General features: G+C 55.3%; 10 protein-coding genes and 1 pseudogene. 3 read left to right on the top strand and 8 right to left on the bottom strand.

Going from position 1 to position 15,408, the window contains the following annotated elements; genetic code table 11:
- The first annotated feature begins 553 nt into the window (after nucleotides 1–553).
- From ATY77_RS18580 to ATY77_RS18570, 3 genes are all read left to right on the top strand, one after another.
- The gene (locus ATY77_RS18580) at nucleotides 554–1,210 is read left to right on the top strand and encodes an SDR family oxidoreductase (protein ID WP_183621733.1); all 657 of its coding nucleotides are present in this window, start codon (nucleotides 554–556) and stop codon (nucleotides 1,208–1,210) included.
- A gap of 183 nt (nucleotides 1,211–1,393) precedes the next feature.
- Nucleotides 1,394–3,910, top strand: a complete 2,517-nt coding sequence (locus ATY77_RS18575) for a HAMP domain-containing methyl-accepting chemotaxis protein (RefSeq protein ID WP_088688498.1) — start codon at nucleotides 1,394–1,396, stop codon at nucleotides 3,908–3,910.
- A gap of 270 nt (nucleotides 3,911–4,180) precedes the next feature.
- Nucleotides 4,181–5,299, top strand: a complete 1,119-nt coding sequence (locus ATY77_RS18570) for an ABC transporter substrate-binding protein (protein WP_088688604.1) — start codon at nucleotides 4,181–4,183, stop codon at nucleotides 5,297–5,299.
- A gap of 442 nt (nucleotides 5,300–5,741) precedes the next feature.
- On the opposite strand, the pseudogene ATY77_RS18565 reads toward ATY77_RS18570, so the two are convergent.
- The 8 genes and pseudogenes from ATY77_RS18565 to ATY77_RS18530 form a co-directional block, all read right to left on the bottom strand.
- A pseudogene (locus ATY77_RS18565) lies at nucleotides 5,742–6,082 on the bottom strand (IS6 family transposase); the annotation flags it as partial.
- Between the two features lie 23 nt (nucleotides 6,083–6,105).
- The gene (locus tag ATY77_RS18560; RefSeq protein WP_088688497.1) at nucleotides 6,106–8,820 is read right to left on the bottom strand and encodes an EAL domain-containing protein; all 2,715 of its coding nucleotides are present in this window, start codon (nucleotides 8,818–8,820) and stop codon (nucleotides 6,106–6,108) included.
- A 174-nt stretch (nucleotides 8,821–8,994) separates the two neighbouring features.
- Complete coding sequence (locus ATY77_RS18555; protein WP_088688496.1) at nucleotides 8,995–11,262, bottom strand: methyl-accepting chemotaxis protein; 2,268 nt, start codon at nucleotides 11,260–11,262, stop codon at nucleotides 8,995–8,997.
- Between the two features lie 271 nt (nucleotides 11,263–11,533).
- Nucleotides 11,534–12,565: a helix-turn-helix domain-containing protein gene (locus tag ATY77_RS18550; RefSeq protein WP_170961507.1), complete on the bottom strand. Its 1,032-nt coding sequence runs from the start codon at nucleotides 12,563–12,565 to the stop codon at nucleotides 11,534–11,536.
- Nucleotides 12,566–12,883: 318 nt separating this feature from the next.
- The gene (locus ATY77_RS33465; RefSeq protein ID WP_310865685.1) at nucleotides 12,884–13,045 is read right to left on the bottom strand and encodes a hypothetical protein; all 162 of its coding nucleotides are present in this window, start codon (nucleotides 13,043–13,045) and stop codon (nucleotides 12,884–12,886) included.
- Nucleotides 13,046–13,061: 16 nt separating this feature from the next.
- Nucleotides 13,062–13,865: a 3,4-dihydroxy-2-butanone-4-phosphate synthase gene (ribB, locus tag ATY77_RS18540; RefSeq protein ID WP_081284273.1), complete on the bottom strand. Its 804-nt coding sequence runs from the start codon at nucleotides 13,863–13,865 to the stop codon at nucleotides 13,062–13,064.
- A gap of 15 nt (nucleotides 13,866–13,880) precedes the next feature.
- Nucleotides 13,881–14,390, bottom strand: coding sequence for an NADPH-dependent FMN reductase (locus ATY77_RS18535; protein WP_064843752.1), 510 nt, complete (start codon nucleotides 14,388–14,390; stop codon nucleotides 13,881–13,883).
- 16 nt (nucleotides 14,391–14,406) lie between these two features.
- On the bottom strand, nucleotides 14,407–15,396 hold the full coding sequence (locus tag ATY77_RS18530; RefSeq protein ID WP_237359385.1) for an ABC transporter permease: 990 nt from the start codon (nucleotides 15,394–15,396) through the stop codon (nucleotides 14,407–14,409).
- Nucleotides 15,397–15,408: the final 12 nt, after the last annotated feature.

Below are 15,408 nucleotides of genomic sequence, written 5' to 3'. Positions count from 1 at the left end.
AGTTTTTGAAAGACAGCATTATCATTCCACCGACCTCGACCGTGGAACGCGAGAATGCGAGTGCCTATCTGAAGGCCAGTCTGCAATAGACGTTGACGCGCTCGACGATGCTGCGCGTGCAAGCGTTGAGGGCCAAACGAATGCATACGCGTCAGAGAGCCGCGTGTGAAAGCGTAGGACTTTCCGGAAAGATGCCGTTCCCCAGAGACATCCACGGGCTGTTCCATGGAAGGTCCAACTGTGGCACGGCGAGACCAAACCGGCGCGGGCCAAAGACCTCGTGAAACCGGATCGCTGGATTGTCCGTCGATCATCTTCCATGTCCTCATGGCTTGGGGTCGGAGAGGCGGGAGACAACGTGATTTGGAGATAAGTGTGTGGTGGTTTCCCTGTTGAGATACGAACGAGTTGCTGGATCTCACGGTTTCACACATGGACCGTTTTCCGCGTGAAACCAGGATCTAAGGCTCACAACGCTTGCCGGACGCCGCCGACGGAAGGGTTTATCCAAGGAGGACAAACCGATGCCGGCTCTCATGCAGGCAAAGTATGCGTGTTGGTGGGCGCGTCAAACCCAGTCGGTTTCTGTCTTGCGCAGTCTTTCCTCGAAACTGGCTACCGTGTCGCCGTAGGTGACCTCGACCCTTCAGACTTCAGTTCATTAACCGCAGTCTCGGGGACGAATTTGTTTCCGGTTAAGGTCAATTTGAATAGGGACGTGTATGTCAATTCAATGGTCGATCAGGTCTACCTACGCTGGAGCCGGGTCGATATTCTGGTGAACATAGCCTTCCGTCGCCGTGAATGCGCCGAACCGCTTTCCGCTACGGATCTTGGGCTTGATGCCGTCTCCAACCTGATAAGGGTGACAAGTGCTTTCGGCTCCCGCCTCCAGGGAGAGGAACTCGCTGTTGTGAATATCGCCTGGTTTGACGAGAAGTCGCTGCTAGAGGCCGACCGCGAAGCTGTGCTCCAAGCGGCCTTACGAACTACGACGAGTGCGATGGCGAAGAAGTATTTCGACTCGGGGCTTAGGATAAACGCTGTTCATACCAGAAATGCGCGTTCTACATCTTACGTTCAAAGTGAGACGCTTAGGACACTTGTTCAAGCTGTCCAATTCCTCGCAAATCCAGAACTGTCTGGAAAGCTCACGGGGAACGTCCTGCACATCGACCTGAAACCTGACGATAGTCCCTTCCGAAGATAACTCGAGAAGACATTAACTTGTCGTTAAAGTTGATAGTTTGAGCGTCAATTCGACGTGGAAATCCTAACAAGATGTAAAGCACTTTGCATTTCCGCATTCGAACTTTCTTCCTCTTCGTTTAGGTCGAATAACTAAAACTCCAGAAATGGGTGGCAGTGCCCGCTTTAGTCATCTGGAGGTTTTATGTTCGTCGATCGCTTGCTATCCGCTTTCAGCATCAGAGCGAAAGTCTTATTAGTACTGGTGCCGCTGGTCATGATCCTGGCGGCCGTCGGTGTCGTGAGCCTACAGGCGACCGGATTGCTGCAATCTCGCCTTCGGCTATCGAGCGAAGTTCTCGAGACTTTGAGCGGATTTCGGGACGTCTCTGAGAGCATGAACCGGTTTTTGGCGCAGAGTTCTACGGAGAACCGTGATGAGGCCCTGGCAAGTCTAAGGGGGCAGGGCGCCACGATGCTGTCGCTTCAGGAAGTCGCCACTGACGTTGGTAGTGACACTCGTGCTCTTGAAAGCAGTGAGTCCGCGATGTCCGCGATTTCTGACAGCATGGACCGCATGTGGTCCCTGCACAACGATGAGCTGTCCATTCGTCGTGACGTTGCCGCAAGCTTGACCGAGATCAAGCAGGTCGCGGCCGACCTGAAGCTGGCCGCGGTTAAAGTCCGTGCGCAGGTCCGCAACCAGGAAAACTCTGGCAAAACGATGCTCAGAGAGGCTACCCGCTCAATCGACACGGCGGCAATTATGCAGCGGTTGTCGGAAAATTTGGTGAATCTGCCGGCCAGCGCGATGCAAACCCCCGAGGCACAGCAACAGGCGCTCATGATCAAAAAGGCGATGAAAACCGTCAAGCGCGTCGTTGCAACGGGCGATGGTGGACAAGCAGTCGCAAACTTGGAACAGGCAATCTCCAGCGTCGTCGCCAATTCCGGGCTGGATAGCGCTTTCCGTCACAGCCTAGGGATCGACCTTAGTGCGTTTGCCCCGCGACTGCGAGATCACGCCATACAGCATATGATCGAGGGAACCCACGCAGTTCGAGCCTTGGATAAGCCATTGGCGGAATCGGAGACGCTCATTGCGGCAGTGGCATCGGTAGGCCAGGATGCCGATTCGATAGAGATTGAGATAAACAACCTGTTGCGGGCGGCCAGCATTGAAAACCAGGAGCGACTCATTGAGCAGCTTACGAAACTGACTCGTGACACCGTAGCGGTTGGAGGCGTAGCCGGTTCATTGCCAGACTTCCCCAAAATGGAGGAGGTCCTCTACTTACAGGGGAATGCCATCGAACAGAATACCGAGAAGTTGGTCAAGATCGCGGAAGGGCGGCAGGCGCAATACGCAGAGGCGGATAAAACCGTCCAGTCGATATGGAAAAATCTCGTGTCGTTCGCGTCGACTCAGGAACATGACGCTCACCGGGAAAGTGATTTCGCCCGACTATTGTCCGCAGCTGCTACCGTCTCCGGTGTTTTGGTCGCCCTCTTGGCCGGAGCCGGCCTCATGGTGACATTGCGCGCTCCAATCGAACGGATCGCAAGGCGCATGCAGGGGCTAGCAACCGGTGATCTTCAATCAGACATCGTTGGCTGCCAGCGGAAAGACGAAATTGGCGATATGGCTCGCGCGCTTGAAGTTTTTCGCGGAAATGCGGTCTCGAAGCTCGAGGTTGAAGCCCGCGCGCAAGACGACCGTAAAACGGCTGATCAGGAGCGGACGGATCGTGAGTTTGAACGTGCTCAGCTTGAGAAAGAAGTGTCCAGCGCTGTACAAACACTCGGGGAGGCACTCTCTAGATTGGCGCGAGGAGACATCTCGCAGACCATCGACCGCCACTTCCATCCCAATCTCGAGCAACTGCGGCGTGACTTCAACCACTCACTGTGCGTCCTCAGGGATACCGTGTCCCATATCGACGAAAACACCCAACAAATCAAATGGGGAACCGACGAACTTTTCAAAGCCTCTGATGATTTGTCACGCCGGACTGAACGACAAGCTGCTTCCCTCGAAGAAACCGCAGCAGCCGTTGAGCAGGTGACTGCGACGGTGAGGAACTCCTCGGAGAATGCCTGCGAGACACAAGCGTTTGTTTCTGCAGTCAAGGAACATGCAGAGGGCGCGGCCATCATTGTAACTGATGCTATAAGCGCCATGGCACGAATTCAGGATGCATCTTACAAGATCGGTCAGATCATAGGATTGATCGATACGATTGCATTCCAGACGAACTTGCTTGCGCTGAATGCCGGCGTTGAAGCAGCTCGTGCCGGCGATGCTGGAAAAGGCTTCGCGGTCGTTGCACAAGAAGTACGCGAGCTTGCCCAAAGATCGTCAGCCGCAGCGCTCGAGATCCGGCAGTTGATTTCAGAATCTTCGTCAGAGGTGGCCGTCGGTTCGGATTACGTCGGCAGGACCGGGGAGGCTCTGCACAGTATAGCGGCATCAATCGTGCAGATTTCTGATCGCATCGACCAGATTGTGAGTTCCAGCCGCGAACAAGCGAGTTCGCTGGCTGAGATCAATAACAACGTCAATGTTCTTGATCAGGGGACGCAACAGAATGCAGCCATGGCTGAGCAGACAAACGCTGCAACGAAGACGCTTTCTGATCAGACTATCGAACTCAGCGAACGGCTTGCTGGGTTCAAGTTGACAGATGATAGGCCGGCTCATCGGGTAAGTCTCGCTGCATAAGGGAGCCGTAGTTAGATTCGAAGCATTCCGATGGCGCGCCATGCGGCCATCCAATCGAATGAAGGTCACATAACCGAGCGCACGATTTTGCTTCGATGCGCCGGTCTCTCTCCTGGTAGCTCTTTGTCGCTCTCCGTCCCGCAGGATTCAGCACAGCCGGGTCAACCTAAAGACAAAGAAACTATCTTCCAGTGCTCAGACTTTGAAAGGTGTCTATCCGTGTGCGTACGTGAGTTGATTATTGGATTTTTTCTCGCCGCAACGCTGGCCATGCCGCTGACGGTGAAGGCTGGTGGGCTTAGTGAACTGCCACGGGAAGAGCGGAAGACCTACGAGTTATTGGACCCGCGGTTGCCCACGGGAGAATCTGTATTTCGGAATTTCAGAGCAAAGCGAGCGCCACCGTGGAAAATTGGTTACGCCTCGAGCTACGCTGACAACACATGGCGTGCGAACGTCCTTGATGAGTTTACAAATGAGCTTCTGCCGACTTTTAAGAAAGCTGGGCTGGTATCCGAGCTCGTCGTTACACAGTCCAATCTCGATGATAACGCCCAGATCAGCCAAATGCGGCAGATGGTAGATGATGGTGTCGACGCCATAATCATATGCTGCTCCAACCTTACAGCGCTCAACCCGACAATAGAGTACGCCTATTCGAAAGGCGTGCCTGTTATCTCATACTCCGGTTATGTGACGTCGCCGTTCGCAATCAATGCGACAGAGAATAACATGCAAGGCGGTTTTGAGGCGTCAAAGTGGTTGGCTGAAGAGATCGAAGGCAGCGGCAATGTGTTGCTTGTGTCCGGAATCACTGGCTTCGCCTCCTCAGACAGCTTCCAAGTCGGCGCCACGAAAGCCTTGGAGTACTATCCCGAGATCAACGTCGTCGGACAGGTTGACGGGAAATGGACAGACAGCGTCGCACAATCAGAATTGCAGAAATTTCTCGCCGCTAACCCTGGCCGAATTGACGGTATTATTGTTCAGTCGGGAGCTGAGTCTGGTGTGATCAACGCCGTCCGCCAGTCCGGGCGCGAGATAGTGCCGATCGTGCTTGGCGGAGAGGCTTCGGCATCATGCTTCTGGCGTAAGAATCCTGAATTTGTAAGCAGGAGCTTTCACTTCTGGCCGCCGCGCTCCGAGGCTCGTTTCGTATGGGACGTGATGATGCGCACTCTGGAGGGCCAAGGTCCGAAGATACAGTCCATTCTGCGACCGGCAATTCCTTACACGATCGATGATGTAAAAGCGGATTTGCCAGCCGATTGCGATCCCAATACTGAAGACTGGCTCGAACCGAAGGATGCAGCTTGGTGGACTGCTGACGCTGCCGCTAAATATTTCGACAATCCAGCAGATCCGCTTTCTTGGCGGCCAACAAACTGATCTTGCACGCTGTATAGGCTGCGAAACGCTACCCCGCCCGGCCTGGGGCGGGGTTGACGACATGGTGGATGCCGCTGGTCGCGTCAGCAGGAATTATAGAAACAATCCGGTTCCGAAGAAAGGCCTGGGCACTCTCGCCCCGGATGCTGGGCATATTCTACTGGGCTGTTACTGATCCTGTTCCATAATATTGATTACCTGATTTTCGCTAAGCCTCTAGAATCATTGTATAAAGGTCACTTTCCTGCGCCCCCATTGGCGTGAAAATGACGGTCCGCCCTCGTCCCTCACATCGGAACATCAAATTCCGTGACGTTTATGCTTCGGCCTCGAGCGCATACTTCACGCGCACAATCAGCAGCGCCACGGCAACAATCACGATTGGAATGGAAACAAGCATCAGCAGCAGGCTGATGCGCGGCCCGCATGGCCGCCTGGTATAGCGGTGGCTTTGTATGAGCACATCCAGAACAGATCCGTCCTGATTTAGGGTTCGCCAGAGCCAGTGCTTCTTGTCACGGAAACGGCCTCATCCAGATGCCACTTGTGGCCGAGCCGACCGGAACTGCGGCGGCGAATGTCGTTGGCGAAGGTACGACCAAATTTACCTGCCCGCAGGCGGATCGTCTGGTGCGAGACAATGATTCCACGAGCGGCCGGCATGTCCTCGACCATCCCTAGGCTCAAAAGGGAAACGGAGATAAAGCCACACTGCGTGGGCAACAATTCAGCAGGAAAGCGGTGGCGGCGATAAGGTGGTCCCGGTCTGTCATGCTCAATCATCGCACAGCGAATCCCAAGGTCCGTTAACGTTTCGATGCCTCGGGGCGTGCGTTTGCGACGAGAAGTTCGGACTTCGGGACGGGCTTACTATAGTAGAACCCTTGTGCCACAGCGCAGCCGCTTTCAACCAAGAATTTTTCTTGATCGACCGTCTCCACGCCCTCAGCGACCACATTTTGCCCTAGGCAGCGCGCGATCGAGAGAATTGCCTTCACCAGTTCTCTACTTCGCTTGTCTGATCGATTGATGAATGACCGATCAATCTTCAGGGTATCAATGGGAAAGTTAGCCAAATAGCTCAGAGATGAGTAGCCGGTGCCGAAATCATCGATCGCTATGGAAATTCCGCTCGCATGCAATTGAGAGAGTGTCGTCGAAACGCCCTCGCAGTTGTGGAGCAGGAGACTCTCAGTTATTTCGACCTCGATCCACTCCGCAAGACAACCGGTTTCCTGCAATACGTCCGCGACCGTTTGCGACAAATGAGGGCATTGAAACTGCTTAGGAGACAAATTTATTGCGATCTTGTGCGGGGGCAGTCCATCTGCATTCATGATGGCAGCCGTGCGACACGCCTCATGCAGCACCCATCGTCCGAGATCGATGATCAGTCCGGTTTCCTCGGCGACACCTATGAATTCTCCCGGAGGGATCATTCCCATCTTCGGATGATGCCATCGAAGCAGTGCTTCTGAACCAATCACCTTTCCGTTGTCCAATAGGACCTTTGGCTGATAATGGAGTTCAAGTTGCCCATGTTTCATAGCTAGGCGTAGGTCTGATTCTAGCGCCAGGCGCTTTTCAGCCCCAATCGTGAGATCCCTTGAGTAGAATCGGAAGTTGCTACGCCCCGAACGCTTCGCTAAATACATCGCAGAATCTGCATATTTCACCAAATCGTCGGGAGCGTCGCCGTCATTTGGAAATACCGATATCCCGATGCTGCAGGATACAAAGATCTCCCTGTCGGAAAGCATGAAGCGTTCGCCGAATGCGGCGAGCATTCTGCTGGCAATTTGAGCCAAATCGTCATTGTCCTGAACATTCGGCAGCAAAACTGCAAATTCATCGCCACCGAGTCTCGCGACTGTGTCGCTGGCACGGACGCCTTCTTTCATGCGTGTCGCCACCTGCCGCAGCAAATCGTCACCGACGGGATGTCCCATAGTGTCATTGATCGCTTTGAAATGGTCCATGTCGATCAGCATCACCCCGGCTCGCTGGCCCGCCGAAGCCGCGTCCCTGATCATCTCGCGTAACTGCTCATTGAAAAGTGTCCGGTTAGGGAGGCCGGTCAGAGAATCATAGAATGCCATCTGACGGATTTTCTTACGGGACGTGTCCAGTTCGGTGATATCGCGGGCCACGCCGAGAATCCCGGTCAGCTTTCCCCCCGCGAATACCGGAACCTTACGAGTTTCCAAAAGCACTGATCGATCATCCTCGTGATCGGTGATCCGTTCCTCATTGATGAGAATACGGCCGGCTTGCATGGCCTCTTTATCCTTGTCCCGAAAAAACTGGGCGAGTTCGGGAGTAAACAGATCATAATCCGTTCTCCCGACGATTTCCGCTTCTGCCTTGCCGACCAATCCTTCGAAGGCATGATTGCACAACAGATATTTGCCTGTTACGTCTTTCAGCCATACCATGTCCGGAATGGTCTGCAGTACACTCAAGAGGCGAGTCCGAGCTTCAATGATTGTTCCCTCGGCGTGCTTTCGCTCTGTAATATCGCGAGATAACACAAGAAAAGTGACGGTTGAGTGATTGCTGCTTGGTCGCTTTGCGACCGACAGTTCAAACCAACGGGATTCGCCATTCGGAAGGGCGATACGGATACATCGACCGTAGGAGGCGCCGGTTTCATCGGCTTCTTCAAGAGCCAGCATAGCGATGTCGGCCTGATCTGGAAGGAGCGAATCGCGGACAAGCTTGCCGAGCAGCACCTCTTTTGGTTGCGCCAGGAGCTCCTGATCCCTGGCCCAGACCTGCAGGTAGCGACCGTCGGCATCTACCTCGAACAGAACGTCAGGAATGGCGGCGATAATTCCCTCTGCGAATTCAAGAGCCTCTTTGAGATCATGCTCCGTACGTTTCCGCTCTGTGATGTCCAACATCGCGCCAACCAAGCCGACCCTATTGCCAGCTATATCAGTGATCGCTGTTTTGCTGAGTAAAAGATCAACTACGCCACCATCTTCGGCGGTGGCCTTTGCTTCATATTGCTGAACACCGCCATTTGCAAAAAGCGCCTCGTCCAACGCGGCATACGTCTCGGCTATGGGTGCGGGTACCAAATCGAAAACGGTTTTTCCGATAATCTCTGCTCTTGAGCGACCGGAGAAGCTTTCAAACGCCCTGTTGCAACCAAGGTGTACCCCATCTCTGTTCTTGAAGAAGACGGGTAACGGGATCGCGTCGAGTACGACGGCACTGGACATCTCTTCGGCGTTGAATGGCATGTCGACGTTTATCTCAGGTTGCCGGGGGGGCGCCCGAAAAGACTTCTCAAAGGGTTGCCCAAGCCTCGCGACATCCTCGTCGTGACCGGGCGATGGCCGGACAATGGAGGCCTCCGAAAATGGCGGTGCCGTGCCCGTAGCAAGCGGAGGACTGGCATTGACCGCATTGCGTAAGGCGTGACGCCCCTGGATGTTTTGAGCATCAGTCGCCATCTGCGTTTCTACAGGCTGTCCGAGGCGGGATGTTAGTTCCGATTGACGTATCTGTTTCATGTGCCAAGTCCTCTTGTAACGTGGCTGAACAATCATGCGTCAAGCCAGGGTTTTGTTAGGACCGCACAAGTCATTTGGCGGAGTACCATGCCGCTACCCCACCGGGATATCGCTCTCGTTCACAATCATCAAAGATGTGTATTTGACTGTGGTCGGCGACGCCGCCCATATGATTTAGAACGCTTGCCAATCATCATTCGAAGGCGCGAGCGCCAGGTTACCGCGGCGCATCGGATAGTTTCCGCGGTCAACCATTGTCTGACCGGCCGGGAAACTCTTGCCAGGTTCGCCCGAGACCTTCTGTGGCTTGAAATCCCCGCTCTCGTCTTTGAAGTGGAAATGTCTCAACAGCGCGGCTAGGCTTTGGCTCTCTTGGGCGAGGTGTGATCCTGCAGAATTCATCTCCGCGACCATGCTCGCATTTTCTTGAGTGGCATGGTCCATATGATTAACCGCGCCGTTGATCTCGCGCAGGCCCGACGATTGTTCTTGGGAGGCCGTTGCGATTGCGTCCATATGAAGATTTACATCCTGCACAAGCTCTTCAATCGTTCTCAGGCCCGATCCGGTTTCGCTCACGAGCCTTACGCCCTCGTCGACGGCCAGAGCTGAATTGCCGATGAGATCCTTGATTTCTTTTGCCGCTGTCGCTGAGCGCTGCGCAAGCTCCCTGACCTCCTGGGCAACAACCGCAAAGCCTTTTCCCGCGTCGCCAGCACGCGCTGCTTCGACGCCGGCGTTCAGCGCCAGGAGGTTCGTTTGAAAGGCGATCGTGTCGATGACGCTGATGATCTGCGAAATCTGTTTGGAGGAGTTTTCAATGCGATGCATGGCTCCGATAGCATTGCGTACAACCCGACCGGACATTTCCGCATGATCTCGCATCTGTTGGACGGCTCCGCGCGCCTCGGCCGTCCTCTTTGTCGTCGATGCAACGTTGACGGTTATTTCCTCCAACGCCGCTGCAGTTTCCTCGAGCGAAGCCGCCTGCTGCTCGGTGCGTCTTGAAAGATTTTCAGATGCGGCCGAGACGCCCGAGCTGCCATTCGTGACCGTTTCGACTGAATGGCCGACGGTAACAAGCGCGCCCCGGAGCTGACGAATGGAAGCGTTGAAATCGCCGCGCAACCTTTCAAACTGTGGCGCTAACGGCTCCTCAATCTCATAAATCAAGTCTCCATCCGCCATCCGCTTCAACCCGGTTGCCAATGCCGTCGTCGCTCGAACGAGGCGCTCATCTGCTTCTTTTTCAGCCCTTATCTGAATATCCAGCTTCTCTTTCTCAGAACGAATGCGCTCAGCTTCCGCGGATGTCTCCATTTGATTTTTTTGTATGGCCGCGCCGCGGAAAAACTCAAGGCAACGCGCCATGTCCCCGATCTCGTCGCGTCGGATCGTCAAGGGTACCGGCGCCGACGTATCGCCTTCTGCGAGTGCCTTCATTCGGCTTGTCAGAGTCCGAATGGAATTTGAAATTCTCCGAACGACCGAAATGCACAGAATGAGTACCGTAGACATGATCAGAAGCGTGGCGCCGGAGTAGCCGATAAAGGCATTGCGAAGATCGGCGTACCGCTGAAATGCCATCTCGTCCAACTTGTCGCCGGTGCGCATTATGAGCTCGGTCAACAAAGCAGCCCGCTGTTGGGTGATTTCATTCCATCGATCCAACGTCTCGGGGGGGAAGGAAACGCCCGGCTGGTTCGCATACATCTGATCGCGAACGCCCGCGATGAACTTGCCTGCGGCGCTGGCCTCGAAGTCGTCATAAGATTTGACGAGATCGGCAGGGAGAAATTCGCGCATCGTAGGCACATAAAGCTGCTTTAGATTTTTTGATTGTAAGAGGGACGAAAATAGATCGACGGACATCGCTGAATTTTTGATGAAAGCTCGGCCGGGCCTGATCTCCAGCAAACTAGCTTCCGTGATCTGCATCAGCGCGTGAAAACCGGTAATTTGGCGTGCCAAATCCAAATTATTGACAGTCGCCCCAGTGCGACGGACGAGCTCCAAACCCGCAACGGCAGCTGGGCGCAAGGCAACGGCTCCCTCCGCCTCGCCCGCCGTTCCGTCATCGATGCGCCGGCGGAAGCTATCGATATTGTCTCGCCTTTCACGAATGATTTGCACTGCCCGTTCTATGGCCGGATCGTCAAATGCCTTTTTCCAAGAGTCGTAAGCGGAAAAGACCGCTGTAAAAGCCCTGTCCGATGCGGCTCGCTTCGCCCGACGGACGTCGGCGCCTGCAAACGCTTCCGCCGCTATAGCCTGGGCGAGGAATCCGCCTTCCCGCCCAAGTTGCTGCGTTGTTTGTGCGCTTCGGAACATAGAATATTCGTGGTAATATCCCAGTGATGTTGATACTCCGATGAGTACGAACGCCGTCAACGGAATAATTGCCAAAATCATTAAAAGTAGGGATAGCGGCAGTCTGGACATACGTTCCTCATGGACTATAAATTACACCGGATTCCATTAGCGACGCGGTCAAGAACATTGTGAAATCGACCGCTACATATGAGATGAGCTCGGCAGACTTACCATATGATTAACCCCTGTACTGATTTGAAACTGCGTTGCGCAGATCGGAACATCGTTGCGTTCAGGGGATCATCTGCAAGACAGATCTTGGGCCGAGCCAGTCGGTTTGCTGGAGAGTTCTGTTGCTATCAAGCCTCGAAGACGGTCGAGCGCGCTGACTGATCGTAGATCAGTCGGCGCAATCCGCCTCCGATATACGCAATGTTTCAGAGGGATATACTCCATAGCGCTTGCGATAGTCCGCAGAAAATCTGCCTCTATGAATGAAGCCCCATTTCAGAGCGACCTGCTTGACCGAGATGCCAGGCTCGCCTGTCATCAGTTCCTGATGCACTGATTCCAACCGTAGGTGCTGCAGAAATGCCAGAGGGGTCGTATTTCGGAAGTTGCGAAAACCGCTCTGAAGAGTGCGTCGGCTCACGCCACAAGCCGTTGCGATTTCCTCAAGAGATAGCGGCCGAGCAATATTGGCACGCATATAGTCGACCGCCCGCTTAACGGCCTTGGGTAAGGGTGGTTCAGCAACGCGGCATAACTCAGGTGAGTAGCGATGCTGCGCAGCTTCGATCAAAAGCTCTATCGTCGTTTCGGTGAGGAGATTAAGTGCTATCGGCGATTGAAGGAGGGTTCCGTCTCGTAATCCAGCATAAAGCACTGGTACCAGTTGCACCAAAAGGGAGCCGAACCCGACCGATAGGTCGATTTCTGGCGAAAAATCGAGGCTGCCTCTTATTGGCGTATTGAGCCGACGTGCTAAACGGCGCGTCAGCTCATCATGGGAGATCCTAAGACCCAAATGTTTCCTGGGCCCAATGAATTGGGTTGTACTCGCCGACATACTGTTCACGAAAACGCCACGCCTTCCCTCTGACAGGATTTGTCTGCCGTCCACGGTAACGACCGATCGCCCATATAGTGGAAGCATGATAATGTTTGCCTCCGCCGGTCCCTGGTGCTGGACCGTTAGGTCGCCCTCGTAATGCGCGGCAATAACTGCAATCGGGCCATTGGTAATCGCATGTATATCGTAGGCGATCGTCTTGTCGCCCTGTACATGCGCTGGAGATTGCGGGGAAAGCCTGGAAAGCGCTTCCGCGAGTTCCTCGCTGCAAGTGCCTTTGAGCGAGAAATGGTCAATCTTGGAGGGGACACTCTCAACTCTCCACATCATCACTTCCTTCCCGAAACGGTTTCCAAGCATGAGGTCGGCCTTTCGCCATCGACGGGCGAACAGGGCAATTGAGGGTTTGCAGCCGGTCCTTCGCCGTCACTTCGACGGGAATCTTAGACTTAAGGGCAAAGAGACGAGCCCATGACGCCGGTCGATTTTGTCAGTGATGCGCGAGCAATTTGGGCCCATAGGTTCATCGCTTCTACTCCCAGTTCGCGACGATGGCTCGTGGTGAGGTCATGGGGTGGGGTGTGGAACAGGGTGGAGCCGAAGCGCTACATCCGGCATGAACTCTCGTTTTACAGCGTGGTAGGATCGAAGCTTGTTGTTGGCGGAGGTATGACCAAATTACTCTGCCCACAGGCGGATCGTCTGGTGCGAGACAATGATCCCAGGACCGGCCAGCATGGCCTCGATCACCCGCAGGCGCAAAAGCAAAGCGGAAAGAAAGCCACACCGCGTGCGCAATAATTTCAGCAGGAAAGCGGCGGGGGCGATAAAGCGGGTCACGGTTTGTCATGCCCAATCATCGCACAGCGAACCCAAGGTCCGTTCCCCCCGTTGGCACCTGCGAAACGCACTTTTCTTGTGCTGTATCAGAGACTGCGAACGCAGTAGTTCCGCTCTCCCGCTGGGGGCATGTAGTACGTCTGCTTGCCAGATACGAAACATTCGACAGCGCCGCCGCCGCGCCCGCGTCCTCTAAACGAGGGCCGCGTTCATCGATCTCGCGGCAATAATCGATCAGGGCTTCGATGGTCACCATGAGAAGGTTGTGGCGCGCGGCGAATTCGCTGAGTTCGGGAAGACGCGCCATAGTGCCGTCGTCGTTGGCGATTTCGCAGATAACACCCGCTGGCTCGAGCCCGGCGAGCCGAGCGAAATCCACCGCGGCTTCCGTATGGCCGGGGCGTCCGAGAACACCCGACGGGTTTGCCCGCAGGGGGAATATGTGGCCTGGCCGGGACAGCTCCTCCGGCATCGTCGATGCGTTGGCAAGCGCCCTGATGGTCTTGGCGCGGTCTTCTGCGGAAATACCGGTCGATACGCCTTCTATCAGGTCCACTGAGACCGTGAACGCCGTCTGCATGGAATCCGAGTTGCGCTCCACCATGAGCGGGATATCCAGTTCGTCCAACCGCTCCCCGGTCAAGGGAACGCAGATCAGGCCGCGCGCATAACGCATCATGAAGGCAACATGATCGTTCGTCACCTTCTCCGCGGCAACGAGGATGTCGCCCTCGTTTTCCCGGTCTTCGTCGTCCACGACGATGATCATCTCTCCGGCGGCGATTGCTTTAACCGCGCTCTCGATGGAAGCAAACTTCATGTTCTTCTCCTTGAACTAACCATGGCCCAGAGTGCGTGCGAGTTGGCGGTCGACCCGCTCCCGAAGTTCCGCAGATGGTGCCGAATCCGGGAAGTCGCCGTCCATCGCATAGATGAAGTCACCGCGAACCTCGGCTTTGAAGAAGCCCATCAATGAGCGCAGGTGAGCCTCGACATGCTCGCCATGGGCCTCGGCCTTGCCCGTTGCGAATATCAAAACGGGTCTACCCTGCAGGGCTGTCATTTCGAAGAGGTCGAAAAGATGCTTGAGAAGACCGGTCATCGAGGACTTGAAGACCGGTGTCCCCACAACGAGGACGTCTGAAGATTGGATTGCGTCAAGAACGTTCGCAAGTCCAGCAGGAGCCTCCGAACGCCACAGCGTGGTTCCTAACACCGGGAGAACATCGACCAGGTCAAAGAGATACCGGCCGTGGCCGGGCGAGACGCTCGAGAGTGCGTATTCCCCGAGCGCCCGCGTCTTGGAGGGGCGCGAGACATTGCCGGTTATCGCGACAATCTTCATTTTGCCGGCCCTCCGATCAGATCTGGTTGCGGATATGCGGGGTACGCGCGTAGACGGCCACCATCGGCACGATCAGCAAACCCACGATCGCCTGTTGCGCGGCAAAGCTGAGGCCGAGCCCGACCAGCAGGGACGTCAATATCGTCAATACGAGTACCCCGAGAACGGTTGCCCCGTATCCGCCTGCGCCACCGAGCAACGAGGTGCCGCCGATCACAACGGCCGCAACGGTGGTGAAGAGATATGGGTCTCCGACGCCAACGAAGCCGCCGCCGGAAAACCCGAGCAGCAATACGCCCGTCAGTGCCGACATCGCCCCACTGATACCGTGAATGCTGGTCCAGACCTTGGTTTCGGAAATGCCAAGCCGTGCCGCTGCAGTCCTGCTGCCGCCGACGGCGTAGATGGAGCGGCCGAACCATGTGTTATACAGAGCCCAGATGGTGACGAGCGTGACGAGGAGCCACACCAGTACCACTGGCGGCAGGGGCAGCCCGAAGGTCTTCCCGTTGAACGCGGCGATATTGCGGAGCCAGTCCGGTACGGGGGCGAAAACCGTTCCGCCGTAGTCGGAACCGATGGAGGTGTAGAGTTGTACCGCGCCGACAAATGCGAAGCCGACCCCAAGGGACATGATGAGAGCCTGGCCCTGCAGCTTGAAGCTCAAAAAGCCGTTCGCAAGCCCGATTGCTGCTCCCAGGAGAACGACCGCTATCACGGCCAGCCAGGCAGGCATCCCGGTGACCAACAGGCTTGGGAAGAGAATATTCGCTCCCCCGATGACATATGGAATGGAGAGATCAAGCGCGCCAACCATGGCACATAGCGTCTGTCCCAACGATGCAAGCCCCAGGAAAGCGGCAAGCAGCAATATCGAACGCGCGTTACGGGGCGAGATAAACCCCGGAACAAGGATCGTACCCAACACGAGAAGTGCGGCAAGCAGACCAAAGCCAATTACGATGCTGCGCTGAAGCTTTACCGATCGTCCTGTGATTTGGCTCATCGTCTGTTCCGT

The organism is Rhizobium sp. R634 (assembly GCF_002211305.1).
Taxonomy (GTDB): domain Bacteria; phylum Pseudomonadota; class Alphaproteobacteria; order Rhizobiales; family Rhizobiaceae; genus Rhizobium.
Note: the sequence above shows the minus strand (reverse complement) of the source record. Positions and strands in the feature narration are given on the sequence as shown.

Bases quoted from the DNA above. Each gene is read 5' to 3' on its own strand.
- ATY77_RS18575 (WP_088688498.1), top strand. From the start codon at position 1,394: ATGTTCGTCGATCGCTTGCTATCCGCTTTCAGCATCAGAGCGAAAGTC.
- ATY77_RS18570 (WP_088688604.1), top strand. From the start codon at position 4,181: ATGCCGCTGACGGTGAAGGCTGGTGGGCTTAGTGAACTGCCACGGGAA.
- ATY77_RS18560 (WP_088688497.1), bottom strand. From the start codon at position 8,820: ATGAAACAGATACGTCAATCGGAACTAACATCCCGCCTCGGACAGCCT.
- ATY77_RS18555 (WP_088688496.1), bottom strand. From the start codon at position 11,262: ATGTCCAGACTGCCGCTATCCCTACTTTTAATGATTTTGGCAATTATT.
- ATY77_RS18550 (WP_170961507.1), bottom strand. From the start codon at position 12,565: ATGCTTGGAAACCGTTTCGGGAAGGAAGTGATGATGTGGAGAGTTGAG.
- ribB (WP_081284273.1), bottom strand. From the start codon at position 13,865: ATGAAGTTTGCTTCCATCGAGAGCGCGGTTAAAGCAATCGCCGCCGGA.
- ATY77_RS18535 (WP_064843752.1), bottom strand. From the start codon at position 14,390: ATGAAGATTGTCGCGATAACCGGCAATGTCTCGCGCCCCTCCAAGACG.
- ATY77_RS18530 (WP_237359385.1), bottom strand. From the start codon at position 15,396: ATGAGCCAAATCACAGGACGATCGGTAAAGCTTCAGCGCAGCATCGTA.